General features: G+C 40.9%; 19 protein-coding genes, 1 tRNA gene and 1 pseudogene. 3 read left to right on the forward strand and 18 right to left on the reverse strand.

The window, feature by feature from the left end:
• Positions 1-82: 82 nt before the first annotated feature.
• Positions 83-754 carry a ribose-5-phosphate isomerase RpiA gene (gene rpiA, locus H7T97_RS05325; protein ID WP_195529516.1) on the reverse strand — a complete coding sequence of 224 codons (672 nt, stop codon included), beginning with the start codon at positions 752-754 and terminating at the stop codon, positions 83-85.
• A gap of 162 nt (positions 755-916) precedes the next feature.
• On the opposite strand from rpiA, the gene mnmE reads away from it, so the two are divergent.
• On the forward strand, positions 917-2290 hold the full coding sequence (mnmE, locus tag H7T97_RS05330; RefSeq protein WP_195529490.1) for a tRNA uridine-5-carboxymethylaminomethyl(34) synthesis GTPase MnmE: 1374 nt from the start codon (positions 917-919) through the stop codon (positions 2288-2290).
• Positions 2291-2333: 43 nt separating this feature from the next.
• On the opposite strand, the gene H7T97_RS05335 is transcribed toward mnmE, so the two are convergent.
• The 17 genes and pseudogenes from H7T97_RS05335 to H7T97_RS05415 all read right to left on the reverse strand — a co-directional run bounded on the left by H7T97_RS05335 (position 2334) and on the right by H7T97_RS05415 (position 13405).
• Positions 2334-3146 (reverse strand): PrsW family glutamic-type intramembrane protease, encoded by an 813-nt coding sequence (locus tag H7T97_RS05335; RefSeq protein ID WP_195529489.1) that lies wholly within the window; start codon positions 3144-3146, stop codon positions 2334-2336.
• 115 nt (positions 3147-3261) lie between these two features.
• Entirely contained in the window at positions 3262-4230 is a 969-nt protein-coding gene (locus H7T97_RS05340) for a DUF6287 domain-containing protein (protein ID WP_201089641.1), read from the reverse strand.
• Positions 4231-4502: 272 nt separating this feature from the next.
• Entirely contained in the window at positions 4503-4790 is a 288-nt protein-coding gene (locus tag H7T97_RS05345; protein ID WP_241672467.1) for a hypothetical protein, read from the reverse strand.
• 41 nt (positions 4791-4831) lie between these two features.
• Positions 4832-5164 (reverse strand): annotated as a pseudogene (locus tag H7T97_RS05350) (hypothetical protein); the annotation flags it as partial.
• A 15-nt stretch (positions 5165-5179) separates the two neighbouring features.
• On the reverse strand, positions 5180-5602 hold the full coding sequence (locus tag H7T97_RS05355; protein ID WP_201089643.1) for a hypothetical protein: 423 nt from the start codon (positions 5600-5602) through the stop codon (positions 5180-5182).
• A 69-nt stretch (positions 5603-5671) separates the two neighbouring features.
• Entirely contained in the window at positions 5672-6226 is a 555-nt protein-coding gene (locus H7T97_RS05360) for a hypothetical protein (protein ID WP_070505644.1), read from the reverse strand.
• Between the two features lie 20 nt (positions 6227-6246).
• Positions 6247-6480, reverse strand: a complete 234-nt coding sequence (locus H7T97_RS05365) for an Imm74 family immunity protein (protein ID WP_155167766.1) — start codon at positions 6478-6480, stop codon at positions 6247-6249.
• A gap of 204 nt (positions 6481-6684) precedes the next feature.
• Positions 6685-6756, reverse strand: a tRNA-Arg gene (locus tag H7T97_RS05370).
• Positions 6757-6799: 43 nt separating this feature from the next.
• Entirely contained in the window at positions 6800-7147 is a 348-nt protein-coding gene (gene rplS / locus H7T97_RS05375) for a 50S ribosomal protein L19 (protein WP_003003254.1), read from the reverse strand.
• 123 nt (positions 7148-7270) lie between these two features.
• A complete protein-coding gene (locus H7T97_RS05380; protein WP_201087813.1) occupies positions 7271-8434 on the reverse strand; it encodes a chloride channel protein in 1164 nt (387 codons plus the stop codon).
• A gap of 46 nt (positions 8435-8480) precedes the next feature.
• Positions 8481-8753: a chorismate mutase gene (locus H7T97_RS05385; RefSeq protein WP_201087789.1), complete on the reverse strand. Its 273-nt coding sequence runs from the start codon at positions 8751-8753 to the stop codon at positions 8481-8483.
• 63 nt (positions 8754-8816) lie between these two features.
• Positions 8817-9260, reverse strand: coding sequence for a flavodoxin (locus H7T97_RS05390; protein ID WP_201037104.1), 444 nt, complete (start codon positions 9258-9260; stop codon positions 8817-8819).
• A gap of 162 nt (positions 9261-9422) precedes the next feature.
• Positions 9423-10121, reverse strand: a complete 699-nt coding sequence (locus tag H7T97_RS05395; protein ID WP_229099228.1) for a hypothetical protein — start codon at positions 10119-10121, stop codon at positions 9423-9425.
• 97 nt (positions 10122-10218) lie between these two features.
• On the reverse strand, positions 10219-10866 hold the full coding sequence (locus H7T97_RS05400) for a hypothetical protein (RefSeq protein ID WP_260314070.1): 648 nt from the start codon (positions 10864-10866) through the stop codon (positions 10219-10221).
• Complete coding sequence (locus H7T97_RS05405; protein ID WP_201087790.1) at positions 10787-12769, reverse strand: DUF3114 domain-containing protein; 1983 nt, start codon at positions 12767-12769, stop codon at positions 10787-10789. The genes H7T97_RS05400 and H7T97_RS05405 overlap by 80 nt, the downstream gene beginning before the upstream one ends.
• Positions 12759-13118 carry a DUF3958 family protein gene (locus H7T97_RS05410; protein ID WP_201087791.1) on the reverse strand — a complete coding sequence of 120 codons (360 nt, stop codon included), beginning with the start codon at positions 13116-13118 and terminating at the stop codon, positions 12759-12761. Before H7T97_RS05410 ends, H7T97_RS05405 begins: the two co-directional genes overlap by 11 nt.
• Before the next feature lie 17 nt (positions 13119-13135).
• The gene (locus tag H7T97_RS05415) at positions 13136-13405 is read right to left on the reverse strand and encodes a TIGR04197 family type VII secretion effector (protein WP_201089645.1); all 270 of its coding nucleotides are present in this window, start codon (positions 13403-13405) and stop codon (positions 13136-13138) included.
• 148 nt (positions 13406-13553) lie between these two features.
• Between H7T97_RS05415 and H7T97_RS05420 the strand changes: the two genes are divergently transcribed.
• Together H7T97_RS05420 and H7T97_RS05425 are read left to right on the forward strand one after the other, a co-directional pair.
• Positions 13554-14498 (forward strand): DHH family phosphoesterase, encoded by a 945-nt coding sequence (locus tag H7T97_RS05420; RefSeq protein WP_049474861.1) that lies wholly within the window; start codon positions 13554-13556, stop codon positions 14496-14498.
• Positions 14499-14594: 96 nt separating this feature from the next.
• A complete protein-coding gene (locus tag H7T97_RS05425) occupies positions 14595-15179 on the forward strand; it encodes a lantibiotic ABC transporter permease (RefSeq protein ID WP_201089647.1) in 585 nt (194 codons plus the stop codon).
• The last annotated feature ends 53 nt before the right edge of the window (positions 15180-15232 follow it).

Here is a 15232-nt window from a genome sequence, read left to right on the forward strand (position 1 = left end):
AGCTTTTACAGCCCTACTCAACTGTGCGGAGGTGGGACAACGAAATCGAATTCTAACGAATTACCGATTTCTGTCCCACTCTCTATTTTTCAATGATGACAGGGCCATCTGGTGTCCCTACAATCACTTTTGAAATCATATTCAAGAATAAACCGTGCTCTACAACCCCGACGGTGTGATCCAGTTCATTTGCCAGAGCTTCTGTATCCTCGATCACCTTGAGATCCAAGTCAATGATAAAGTTACCTTGGTCGGTGACAAAACGTTGATCATCCGCGAGACGGAAAGCAGGATGGTAGCCTTTTTGCTCAAAGTGACGGAAAAGATTTTCAGCCCCGTATTGCACTACTTCCACTGGAAGTTTGAAAGCCCCAAGAGTTGCGACTTGTTTGGATTCATCCACGATCCAAATGCAATCTTTTGAATTGGTTGCGACGATCTTTTCCATGAGGAGAGCACCACCGCCACCTTTGATCCCATTCAATTGAGGATCCACTTCATCTGCACCATCCACTGTCACATCGACCACTTCGACATCGTCGATAGCCTTGAGCGGGATGCCTAAACTTTCAGCCTGATCATAGGTCACACTCGACGTTGTGACAGCTGTGATCTGCAAGCCTTCTTCTTTGATGCGACGACCCAATTCAGCCACAAAATAATAAGCAGTTGACCCTGTACCGAGACCGACAATCATGCCGTCTTTGACAAACTCAGCCGCTTTAATACCTACCTGTTCCTTTAGGTTTACCATCATAGACCTCCTTTTATATTCTATTACAGTATAGCATATTCTGTAAGAGATTTCACTAATTATTTGAAAACCTTTCCATCTTTTAGTTCTAAAAGCAAAACCTTGCCCGTCTGCTGACTTTACGATAGAATAGAGATGAATCTACAGGAAAAGAGAAATGACATGATTACTAAAGAATTTGATACCATTGCTGCCATCTCGACACCTCTTGGTGAGGGGGCGATCGGGATCGTCCGCTTAAGTGGGACAGACAGTTTTGCCATCGCGCAAAAGATCTTTAAGGGAAAAGATTTAAGCAAGGTGGCTAGCCACACGCTCAACTACGGCCATATCGTAGATCCAGATAAGAACGAGATTCTCGACGAAGTCATGGTTGGAGCCATGCGCTCGCCGAAGACCTTCACCCGTGAAGACATCATCGAGATCAATACCCACGGCGGGATTGCTGTGACCAATGAAATCCTGCAATTGGTGATCCGTGAAGGCGCTCGTCTGGCAGAACCTGGTGAGTTTACCAAGCGGGCCTTTCTGAACGGTCGGGTCGATTTAACACAGGCCGAAGCCGTCATGGACATCATTCGCGCCAAGACCGACAAGGCTATGAACATCGCCGTTAAGCAACTAGATGGTTCCCTGTCTGACCTCATCAACAACACCCGCCAAGAGATCCTCAATACTCTGGCTCAGGTCGAAGTCAATATCGACTATCCTGAGTACGATGATGTTGAAGAAGCAACCACTGAGATCATCCGTGAAAAGACCAGTGAATTTGAAGCCCTCTTGACCAACCTCCTCAAGACTGCCCGTCGCGGTAAGATCTTGCGTGAAGGGATTTCTACTGCTATCATCGGTCGTCCAAACGTCGGCAAGTCCAGCCTCCTCAATAATCTTCTTCGTGAAGAAAAAGCCATCGTGACCGATATCGAAGGAACCACCCGTGACGTTATCGAGGAATACGTCAACATCAATGGGGTTCCCCTCAAACTAGTCGATACAGCTGGTATCCGGGAAACCGAAGACATCGTTGAGCAGATCGGTGTCGAACGGTCGAAAAAAGCCCTCAAGGAAGCTGATCTGGTTCTTCTGGTTCTCAATGCTAGCGAGCCCTTGACCGATCAAGATCGCCAACTCCTTGAAATCTCTCAAGATAGTAACCGCATCATTCTCCTCAATAAGGTCGATCTCCCGCAGCAAATCGAGTTGGACGAGATTCCTGCCGATCATATCAAAATTTCTGTCCTGAAAAACCAAAATATCAACCAGATCGAAGACCGGATTAACGCCCTCTTCTTCGAGAATGCTGGACTGGTCGAGCAAGATGCTACTTATCTCTCAAATGCCCGCCACATCTCTCTTATTGAGAAAGCCGTTGAAAGCCTCCAAGCAGTCAACGAAGGCCTGGCTATGGGCATGCCAGTGGACCTGCTCCAAGTCGATCTGACCCGCACTTGGGAAATCCTTGGAGAGATTACAGGAGATGCTGCACCAGACGAGCTCATCACCCAACTCTTCAGCCAGTTCTGTCTTGGTAAATAACAAAAATGCGTATGTTTGCACACATACGCATTCTTTTTTTGTTTTATTTTCCTTGTTCTAATCGCTCGACGGTTTGATAAGCTTGGTAGATTAGGAAGAGCCCGGTAGCATTCAAAACTGGAATCGCAATCGGCAACTCGGTCACGATTTGTGAGAAGGGTGAATTTCCAACAAAATGGAGTCCAAACCCAGCTACTAAATAACCCCAGCCTGCTAGAGCTAGATCCTTGCGTCCTCTGCTAGCTTGGACAATCAAGTAGAAACCGAGCATGACAAGACCTGTGTAGACCCAGTGAGACATGGGTGCATTGGCCACACGACCAAGAATCCCTGACACCGTGTAAGAGAAACCTTCCGGCATATCCTGACGGATATAGGCAAAGTCCTCCACGATCTGGAAACCAAGACCAGAGGCAATCGCCAAGAGGAAGATCGACTTGATGCGACGGACACTGAACAAATAGAGAACAAAGAAGATGGGAATCAACTTAAAGGGTTCCTCAAAGAGTGGCGCAGCGATGGCACTCTCGTACTGGTTCCAAAAGTCGCTATTTGGAGCGATCGCTTGAATCATGTCATGGAAATAGGTATTGGCAAAGCTAGACAACCAACCGGCAACAAAGCCTCCACCTAGTAGAGAAAAGAGCACCGGTACCCATGACAACTTCCACTTCTTAGCAAAATGAAAGAGAGCCCAAACAGCAGGAAGTGCATAAACCAAAAGGATGAGGGTAGAAAGTCCCACAATCCCGTACTGACTACCAGACATCCAGCCTTCTGTCAGTGACTGGGTCTCATAGGCCAGCCCGATCGCTAGCAAGAGTATATAGAGAAACAAAATCGATTTGCGTTTCATAAAAGACCTTTCTATGGTGAAATGAAAAAGGCTGGAGGACCAGTCTTTTCCGTGTAGTATCATTGTAACAGGATCAGCTTAAAAAAACAATAAACTGAGCCCTCAAATTCAGATTTTACTTCAGTACGGCAAGAATCTGACGAATCATATCTGGATCCCCATCTGGCAAAGTCACCGTCTCCGCATGATCCAAGATTCCTTGGGTAAATTGCGTCATAAACTCCTCACTATTGAGCTCATCCGCAGACTGTTGCCAGTGGCTCGGTACAGGATAGATCGTCACCGTCCCATCACCGTTGGATGCATAAGTTACATGACCTTCTGCAGAAATAGGTGTAAACAACTGACGAACATCTTTAGGATAGTCAACTCCTAACCCACCAAAGTAAATTTTTGTACCAGCACTCTTTTCATTAATACTCAATTCTGTCGGTACAGACTTGATCACATAAGCCCAGACACGAGCAACTTCAACCTGAGCAGAGGTGTAGCCTGGATAATCATTCTGGTCTGCCTTCTTCGAAGACTTGACCTCACCATCCGAGCGAGTATTCCACTTCTTGGCTTTACTCATCTTAGAGGGACTACTGCTATCGTCTGTATCAGCTTGTTCCCGATCTTTCGGCTGCTCTTTCTTGCGATAGTAGAAATTGTCATTATCGCCATATGCCGGTGACTGACCAGCCCAGATCCGATCCTTGGACTTATCCGAAGCATCATCTTTGCCAGCTTTCTGACCTTTTGGAAGGAGCAAGAGACCGTATCCTCCAACACCCGACTTGGCACTGACCGTCATCTCTGCGATCTGGTCCTTCTGCTTAAAGCTCGATGCATCAAGCTCAACATCCTCGCTGACCAAGCCCTTGTCATCAAAGACCAGCTCATTGCCACGACCATCAATCCAAGTTCCCTTGATACTCGAGTAGTCCTTAGCCTTGATGGCTTTCAAGTCCATGCCAGATTGTTTCTTTTCTTCAGTGCTTGTCTGCTTGGTATCCGAACTCTTAGGCATCACCGTCTTCTGAGGACGACCACACGAAGCCAAGACCAAAGCAGAAAGCACAATCAAAAAACCTTTTTTCATATCAATCTCCCTTCACACACCTACTATTTTAGAAAAATAAGAAAGGAGAGTCAAAGAAAAAGAGGAGGGGGCATAAAAGTCTGTAAAATTATTATTTGAATTTCTAAAGAAATAGAAGTTCAATGTATCGAGCTCCTAGACCATCATTTTTTGTTTTTCTTGTTTTGGGATCATTCGAAAGAACACAGCTCTAAAACAAGGAAACATTGATACTATCAACTCCACACATCCTACATAGACAGTTTCCCTTATTTTTTTAATATGCTTCAAAACTATATTTTAAACAATTTATTTAATCTTTCTAACTCTGATACATTCATATATATTTCTACTCCAGTAACTACCCCCTTACTATAAATAATTCCACAAGAAAACACAATCCTCTTCTGACTCAAAATATTTGACAATATTACAAATGATTCCAAAACATAATCCTCTATAGTAATAAAACAATTATTTTCATCTTTAAAAAACTCTATAAATCCAATATCCTTACACGTATCACCCAAATGAAACCTAAGTGATTTTAAAAAATAATCAAAAAACACATCATTTTCCATAGAAAGCCCTTTCATTTTTAAAATATTATGTTATATCATACAAAAAATAGTTTTGGGACCATAGCTCCTCCAACTTCTTTAAAGAAGCTAATTTCGTAATAACCATCTGTTTCATATACAACAAATCCATCGCCTCTATGTACAATCGTATTGGAATGATTATAATCATCTAACTCATCTTTCTTTGGCCAACGATGATGTTCACAATAAAACATTACTTCTAAAGCATCTTTTTCTGATTTTGAAACACGTTCTGCTAATTTTTGGCTAATGGGAAAGTTAAGCACTTCTTTCCCTCTACTCCACAGAATCTGATAATCATTATTGTTTTTTAATACCGTACAATTTTTGTATTGTTGAATTTCTGTTGTCATACTATTTCTTTTTGTCTATTTCAATGGTGACACATAATCATCTGGAAGTTTGCCTCTCCAGTCAATCCATTTTTGTTCAGCAAGTGGAATTAATGTCTCAAGCTCTTCCTGAGTAAATAATTCCCAACTCTTAGGATTAGCTATTAAAGGAGTTAAGCCTTTTAATACAAATTGTTTCTCACTAGCCTTCTTTTCTTCTTCCGTCGGTGGCCAAGAATCGTGTTTAATCTTCCAAGATACTTCGAGTAGTGATCTCTCTCCACTATCTAATAGAGAGAATAATTCTTGGGGTAAATCATAGACTGCTAACCAAGAAGCCACAGTTCCCTCTTCTGAAACTAAAAAATATTTATCCTCATTTTTCCAAATTAACTTCCCGTATCCTTTTACTTCTTCAAACTGGATAACATCTTCCCATTTTAGGTTTGTTGGTTTCATTTTATATCTCCTAGTGCAGGTTATTTTCTCAACCAGAATATCATAAAATCAGGCTTCTTTTTCTCCTCCTCAATAGGCAATGCCATCTTTTACCCATTTTCTAGTTTCTAACTCCAAATTAAAATAGAAATCACTTCGACCAAATTTATCAAAGGAATCTTCTTTAAGAGCCTCGCATACAATTCTCAGTTTCTTCTTACTTATCTCAGAAATATATAGCATAGTAAACCCTGCAGGAGATTCAATTTGGTCAATTTTCTCACCTTCTAAATTATAAATCTCTAATTCTGAAGGGAGTCCAAAGTCACTTGATGAGCGAAATATACTGAAGATACGCTGATATTTAGGGCTAAAGCGAAGATGATGTAAATGATGAAAAACAATCTGGTGTTGACCATTATGATTCCAATCTACGGTTCCTTCTAGTAGATTTTGTTGCCCTAACAATTTTCCTTCTAAGCTAAAGTAGAAAATGATTTTACTTACAAAGTTTTCTCCACTATAGACGATAACAATGTTCTCATTTTTATTATATTCCGCATGAATGATATCTGGTAGTTCTATCTTTATTACACAACCATCCCACTCCCATGTGACCATCTGTTCACTGTAATCGATTCTCATCATCCTTCTCCTACTCTAACTCAGATAAATTCGATCTGTATTGTTTGCTCAGTCATCATGGAATCCACTTCCTCAACAAGTTTATCTATCTCGCTCTCTGTGATACGAATGTGGTTGTATGGTGGCTCCCAATTCTGTATACTTGACCTATATGCAGTAAAACTTCCATTGGTTAACAATTCTCCCTTTGCTTTTAAAACATAACCATTTTCATAGTCAAATGTGATGATAGACTTTGTACCAGAAATTTTCATTTTCTCACTTTTCTTATATCCCTTTCAGATTAAACTTTTAGAGCACTCATAATTTTTTTAATTTGGTATTCAAAAAAGGTAGGACTACCTTAAAATTCAGTGTCTCTTTTTCCACTATTATACCATACAAGAACTTTCCCTAAGATCCATCCTTGTATAAACCAAAAAAAAACACTGGCGAATCAGTGTTTTACTTATCTATATTGTCCCCTGCCGGAATCGAACCAGCAACTACTCCTTAGGAGGGAGTTGTTATATCCATTGAACTAAGGGGACCGATAAAAAAAGAAGCGAGATCACTCCCGCCTCCTTGTTCGTCTTAACGACGGATTTCTTTAATACGAGCTGCTTTACCTTGCAATGCACGAAGGTAGTACAATTTCGCACGACGTACTTTACCGTAACGTACAACTTCAATCTTTTCTACACGTGGAGTGTGTACTGGGAATGTACGTTCAACACCGACACCGTTAGAGATTTTACGAACAGTGTACATTTCAGTGTGTCCTTGACCTTTACGAGCGATAACAACGCCTTCAAAGATCTGGATACGTTCACGAGATCCTTCGACAACTTTCGCGTGTACACGAACAGTGTCACCAGGACGGAATGCAGGGATATCAGTACGAAGTTGACCTTCAGTCAAGCTTTGGATTAATGGATTCATTTTATTCTCCTATCTTCGTCAATCTTGAGGGACCTCCCTCAGCGGATAAACTGTATTTTTGTGCTTCCATTACGCACAGAAACTATCATATCAGATAATTTCAGGTTTGTAAAGCTCTTTTCTCTACTTTTTCGCAACTTTTTGGCCGGAATAAATGCTCCACTCTTTTGGTAGACAATAGGCGATGGCGCAAGCAATGACAAAGAAAGGAAGATTAGCATAACCAAAGACTTCTCCTCCGATCAAGATCGGTGCGAGCAAGGTCGTCGTCGCACTGCCAAAGACACTGGCATATCCGATAGCAGCCACGACTAAGACTGGTAAGCCCAGCATAGGAGCAAGAAAGACTCCAAGCGTAGCTCCAATCGCAAAGAGCGGGGTCACTTCTCCTCCTTGATATCCAGCAGAGATGGTCACCACGGTAAAGAGGAGCTTCAAGATCCAGTCATAACTCTGCGCACTGCCCTGATGAAAAGCCACATCAATCAGATTGGTTCCAAGTCCACTATAAGTTCCGACCTTGGTCAACTGGAGGGTCAAGAGGACCAAACTGAGTCCAACCCCTATAAGGGCAATCCGGATATAAGGATTAGGCAGTACTTTCGCGACTGTTTTCTTTAACCAGGAAAGGCTAACTGCAAAGAGTTTCCCAGCGAGGCCAAAAGCTAGGCCAAGAAGGGCAACTTTGATCAAGGTCTCTGGTGTCCAGCTCAGCGTTTCTCTTAGTGGCACAGCAAATTTCTCTAAACCAAGGGCATGAGAGGTGAAGCTAGCCACGATCGAGGCGATGAGCGCTGGATAGAGAGCCATCAACTGCAACTCCCCAACTGTCAGGACTTCAAGTGCAAAGAAGGTTGCTGCGAGTGGCGTCTGAAAGAGCCCCGCAAAACCTGCTGCCATCCCAGTCATGAGAAAGATACGCGAAGCATCTGGAATCTTGATATGACGGGCAAAACGATGCGAAAGGGTCGCACCGATCTGGACTGCTACACCTTCCCGACCGACCGAACCACCAAAGAGATGGCTCATCCAGGTCGTCAGCATGATCAAAGGTACCAAGACCAAGGGGATTTTCTCCTCACGCGCGTGTCCGACATCAAAAATGAGGCCCATCCCTTTTGAAGCCTTGCCACCAAAACGTTTATAAAGATAAATGATGACAAGACCCGCTATGGCTAGAAAAAGAATCAAGGGCCAATGCTGGCTTCGGACATCTCCAATCAAGAGAAGACCTTGACCAAAAATCATGTCAATGGCACCAACCAAGAGACCAATGAAAAGCGCCATCCCTGTTAGGACCACATACTGTTGTGCTTTTTGCTTGATAGATAGACTAGTCACGCGCCCTCACCTCCTCTTGGAAGTCTCTCGAGCGCTTCATCATATCTTGAAACTGAGCTTGAATAGTCGCCCGATACTGCTCATCCGTCACAAGAGAGCCGACTTTCTCAAGCACTTCTCTTTCCCTTCCTTGATCGAGCACAGGTAAGCCCTGCTGCTCCTTATATTCTATAATCTGACTGACACAAACCATCCGTTTTTCCAGCAAGGCTACAAGCTCTTGATCGATCTGGTCAATGTCCTTACGAATCTGATCTAAATCCATGTGTCTCCTCTTTATTTTGGATATAAATCGAGGCTGTAATCCATCAATCCAGCCTCTTTGTCATTAATTTGCTTTTGCTACGAGTTCTTCCGCAAAGGCTTCTAATTTTTCAATGTCTTCGTCTTCTGCAGACAAATCAACTTTGACACACTCAGAACCTTTTTCAGCACCAGTCGCAGCGAAGCAACGGTCGAAATCATCAACTGCTTTACAGAATTCATCGTAGAAGGTATCACCTGATCCTACAACACCGTAAAGTTTGCCTTTGAGATCAAGGCCAGCCAAATCTTCGTAGAAATCTTGGATCTCATCTGGAAGCTCTCCATCGCCGTATGTATAAGTCGCTACTACTGCGATATCCGTATCAAGGAAGTCCTCCGCATCCACAGTTGTACACTCATCCACATCTACTTCGACACCAAGATCACGGAATTTGTCCGCTACGATATCAGCAATTTCTTCAGTATTTCCAGTCATACTAGCAAAAACAATCTTCGCTACAGTCATAATTTCCTCCCAAAAGCTATTTCCCGTATTATACCACTTTTTCAAGCATTTTGCACGAAACCTTTCCCGATAAGCTGAAAGAAGGGACACGTTTCAAGAATTTGGACCGATTCAACCTAATCACCCTCATTTTCTTCTTGAATTGCTTTAATAGTTCAATTATTATCTGTTTTCCTTCTCCAACTCGTACTCCTCTTTAATATCTTTAATACGCTGGATTTCTTCATCTAGTTTTTTATTAAATTCAGATTCAGTCTTATATGGATATGAAAAACGGCTCCAGGTATACCACTTCAACCCATCTTTACCTTTAAAATACCATTCAAGTTTGATCGGTAAATAATCTTGATTATAGGTGATCCGAACTTTGGAAAATTGATTCTTTTCATTTAAAACTTTGGCTTCAAAATCAGGTGTCTTCCCTTCCTTCACTAGAGATTTAGTAATCAACGATTTCGGATCTCGCTCAATAACAAAGTTTGATTTTTCGATCTCTTCTCTCGAAACTTTTAAGTTCAAAATTGCGGAAGTAATATTTCGGTATAAGTCTCTATGATACCTATCGGATGGTTTTTCGTCCGAATAACTGCCATATTTTTTCCCATTTTTTACTACTACTTGAGTTTTACTATAAGAATTATTGCTCCTCAAGTCATAGCCATTCTCAAAATAAGATCGATATAAATTTTCATCGCCCGAATCATCCACAACAATAAACCGCTGTTGTTCTAATATCGATTTTGAATTTTCTTGAATCTTGCCTCTGCGGAATGCAATGAAAACACCAGCAACAACTACTAGAGACAAAGCAACTAGAAAGACTTTCGAACTGAATCCTCTCTGTTTAATTTCTTTCATCATATCCATCACATTCTAGCAAAATATACATCCAAAGTGAAGTGTTAAACTATTCAAAAAGCTGAGACATATGTAAGCTCAGCTTTATCTCAAAACTAGGTTAATCTCCCTCATTTTCCTCTTGAATTTCTTTAATATTTTCAATTTCTTCATCCAGCTTTTTATCAAAATCAGACTTATTTTTGAAGGGATACGAATAGGTGCGCCAAGTGTACCATTTTAGTCCTTCTTCACCCTTATAGTACCACTCAATTTTTGTTGGTAGAAATTCTTTGTTGTAGGTGATACGGACTTTGGAAAACTGACTATCCTTGATAGAATATCTACCTTCAAATTCAGGCGGATGTTTTTCTTCTAATAATTTTTTATTGATGAATGAATCAGTTGAACGAGTGATTTGATAGTTGGAATCTTTTATATCTTTAATATTAATTTGGTGATTTAAAAGTGCTGAAGTGAGCTCAATATCTAAAGCTCTTTTATAATACTCCGCAGCACTATATTCCTGACTACCACCATACAATTTATTATTTTTTATTGCAGCTCCATGGTAATAAAAAAAATCTTTTTCTTTTAAATCAAAACCTGCACTGATTGAGAATTTTTTATCATTATCTGAAATACTTTGAGTCTCAATATAACGTTTATTTATTAATATTGAATGAGTATCACTTATGCTCTTTGATGTACTCAGGGCTACGAGTATACTTATTATACCCGCGATCGCTAGGCTTAATGCCACTAGCATAACTTTTATATTTATTATACTCTTCCATTTTTTCTTTTTCTGACATTCCTTTTGTATTACGTTGCCATGCTTCATAGTCTTCATGTCCTCCTCCTTTTACAATATCCGCAAATTGACCTACATGAGCAGTTTTTTCATCTGTTTTACCCAAATCATTTTCATAGCGAAATAGTCTTTTTGCTTCAGTTCGAGTAGCTGGCTCAGGAGTACCATCCACATCAAGCATTCCATGTTTTCCTTGATAAATTCCCGAAACATCCGTATTATTACCTTTTGAAGGGCCGTAATTAAATGATTCCGTGTTAGCAATTTCCCTTAATTCATCTTTAAAATAATTATTTGGATTGGAATCATAGCGACCATCTGCTAGTTTATGATTGTCATAGGCATCCCATTGACTGTCAAACTCGCCGGTATCCAAATTCACAATAAATTCCACCATCCGTGCATTGTTTAAATCTTTTCCTTTAGCTGAATTGCCCTGAGGGACTTGAACCTTCATATTATAGGGACGTTTAAAGCCATCTTTTGGATTAAAGCGATTATGGTAGTTAGAGCCAGTTGTGTAATCAAATTCAATATTATTTTCTTTACCATATGCTAACAGTTTTTCGTAATCATTTGCGCCTTCGTAATGATTGCGAATATAGTAAATTGCTTGGCGATCCAGATAATAACGGAAAAAATGAACTTGCTGTCGCAATGCTATTTCTTTTTGACTAATTTTCTTAAGTTCTTCTTTACGTTCTTTATCAGTAAGTTTTTCACCGCTCAATGAATTAAGATGTTTATCACCGAATGCTTTTACAACATCACGTCTGAAATACATGTTGAAATCACCATGTGGTGGTAGATTCTCTGAAATCTTATGCGTTTTGCTTGTCAAATGCATAAACAGATTACCATCCGTTTCTGCACCTAATTGCTTAAGAACCAGTTCAACTTTCGCTTCAGAATCGAGTTTACTACTAGCATACATTTCTGTATAGATATCTGATCCAATCTCCTTGGTTTCTGCATACAAAGCATCTCTCCTTGCATTTAACTCACTGCCTGTCTTGGCATCAGCAGTTCTTTTTGAAACGCCTTTAACATAACCTTTGATGGCATCCTTATCCCAGCCATCTATTTCTTTGAGGTTCACTGATTGTTCACGTAATCCCGTAAGAAATTGGTTATATTCGAACGCTGTTACATCCTTTGGTTTCTTTGGCAAATATTCATTTTCAAACTCTTTATTCTTAATCGTTTCATTTACGAGATCAGACCAGGATAAATCCTTTGGAATAGAATACATTCCAGTATTTGGATTCCACGCTACGTTAATTTGATTGACAGCTATTTGAATAGCTTGGGCTAAGACATCAATTTCCCAGAAGATACTTGGCGATGATGCATTAAACGCTCTGAGTTTATTTAATTTTTCTTGTAGTTTATTTTTAGTAGCTTTAAAAATATTTTCTAATACGTTTAAGCCTTGAATCCTCTGTAATCTCTGCAACCGTTGAAAATCTCCAGCACTAGTCGATTTACTAGCAGCAATTTCATTGATCTCTGCATGAAAGATAGCAATCATCCGATCACACTGTTCAATATCAGAAACCAACTTTTCTTCCTGTAAGTCCTCGTCAGCCACCTCCGAGCGATAGGATGCTGGAAGCTTCTTCACGCTTTCTTGCGTAGCTTCTGCTAAAGCTACACCGGCCTCCTTCAATGGCTGGACAACACTTGTCACAAAGCTTCTAAAAGAGTCGTAAGCTTGGCCAGACAAGCGCGAGGCAGAATTTTCTATTTGAGTTAATGATGTTTCTAGTGATTCATAAGCTTTCAATTGTTGCTCAATCATAGTACCTGTGCTACTAGCTTGGCTATCCAAACTACCGCGATAAACTTCAATTCCCATCGTCACACTCCTTTTCAATCATTAATTTTTTCCGTTCATGATAGATATCATTTAAATCATCTTCGACTTTTCTTTTTTTAATAGCTAATTCATCCAGCTCTTCTAAATAACTATTTGAAATTTTTCGCGATTCATGAAGAAATCCCTCTTGAAGTTGGTCAAAAAAATTTCTAGAGGAAGGATAGGATTCAAATGCATCCCATAAATAACGGTGCGCATCAGAGCTATAGCCCTCAAAGCGGTTCAACTCATCTTCCAGATTTCTTTTTTCTCTTACAATTTCTCTTTCTTTTTGGAAAAGTTGGTCTTCTTGTCTTCTTAATTCCGATAGTTGTTGATCGTGATTCATCTTCCAACTCTCTCAAGCTATTGAATGCTCGCAGCAGTAGCTTCATCCACTGCTGTAAATCCAGTTGAAACGCTTTGCAGGTTGGTCCCGATTGATTCAATCGCCGCTGCAATTTCTTCTGCTTTGGTTTTAGCAGTATCAATGGCTTGATGGGCCGCTTCATTACCAGATAGTTTGGTTTGTTCATCTTTCGAAGCCGATGCAACTCCCGAAAGTGCATCTCCACTACTTTTTAAAGAAGCCGCTAACTCTTGTGCCGTTTCAGCATTACTTTTAATTTCAATCATCCTAGTCCCTCCCATACTAAATCTATTTATCCATTCTACCAAAATATTGATCTTCTGTAAAACCGCTTCCATAGCTCCTAATTAGTGATAAATGCTTGCTGGATGGGCCTTTCTTATGTTAAAATTGACAGAGAAAATGAGGTAATGTATGAACGTAATGAATGAAATTCTTGAAAAGATTCAAGCTTATGACACGATTATTATCCACCGCCATCAGAATCCGGATCCGGATGCGATTGGTAGCCAGGTGGGCTTGCGGGATCTCCTGCGTGCGCAATTCCCTCAAAAGCGGGTCTTGGCAACTGGCTATGATGAACCGACCTTGACTTGGCTTGCTGAGATGGATGAGGTCAAGGACGAGGACTATGCTGGAGCTTTGGTGATTGTCTGTGATACGGCTAATACTCCCCGCATCGATGATAAGCGCTATACGAATGGTGATTTCCTGATCAAGATCGACCACCACCCAAATGACGATGCTTATGGCGATCTGCTTTGGGTCGATACTGAGTCTAGCTCTACCAGTGAGTTAATCGCACTTTTTGCTAAGGAATTGGATCTTGAACTTCCTGTAAGTGCTGCGCGTCTTCTCTATGCTGGGATTGTCGGAGATACAGGTCGCTTCCTTTATCCTGCTACTTCGACTCGGACCTTTGAGATCGCTGCAACTCTTCGAAGCATTCCCTTTGATTTTACAGCACTTGCTCGTCAGATGGATACGATCAATCTCAAAACAGCTAAGCTTCAAGGCTATGTCTATGACCATCTTGAGATCGATGAACATGGTGCTGCGCGTGTGACCTTGACACAAGAGCTCTTGAAGAAATTCGATCTACGGGATTCAGAGACTGCTGCAATTGTCGGAGCCCCTGGACGCATAGATACCGTATCTGTTTGGGCCATCTTTGTCGAGCAGGCCGACGGTCACTTCCGTGTCCGGATGCGTAGCAAACGAAAAGTGATCAACGAGATTGCCAAACGACATAATGGTGGTGGCCATCCACTAGCGAGTGGAGCCAACTCCTACTCCCTCGAAGAAAACGATCAAATCTACAAAGAGCTACAAGAAGTGGCACGCACGAACGAAGGCTGAGAACGGTTTCTCAGCCTTTTTATCTTGGTCACGGGGTTTTCATTTGATCTTTCTTATGGTAAAATAAAGCTAATACAATTTTTAAGGAGACCTATTATGGAAAAAAATAGATTGTTTATCATTATCTCTGCTGCGGTAGCGATTCTTAGCTCTTTCTTGCCATGGGCAAGCCTTAATGCTGGAAATTTTGGTTCATACAGCTGGAATGGCCTTCGCGGAGATGGATGGTTTGTTATTATCTTCGCAGTCGTTGCGATTGTCCTTGCTTGCTTGAACGATGTGAAATCTTCACTACCAAAAGGTTTTGCAATTGGTGTTATCGTATCAGGGGCTCTCTCAACTATCGTAACATTGATCGATCTATTTGGTGTAAACAAATATGCTGTTGACTTCAATGGTTATGGCGTTTCAATTGGCTTTGGTTTGATCCTTGCTTTAATCGCATCAATCGCTATTGTTGTAACTGGTCTCTTGGCGATGTCAGGTGGTAAAATCACTAAAGGAACCTTCGAAGAACTTGCTGAATCTGGTAAAGGATTTGCCCAATCTGTTGGACGCGTGACAACTTCTACTGTAAAAACTGCTGTAAATGAAATCAAAAAAGAATCACACGAACACACTGAGGGACAAGCTGATCAACCAGTTGAAGCACCAAAAGATCCAAATCAATCTGAACAATAATAATATTAGATTCACCTTGGCTTAGCCAGGGTGATTTTTTTGATCATTATTTT

It is taken from the genome of Streptococcus parasanguinis, from assembly GCF_016648925.1.
In the GTDB taxonomy this organism is placed as follows: domain Bacteria; phylum Bacillota; class Bacilli; order Lactobacillales; family Streptococcaceae; genus Streptococcus.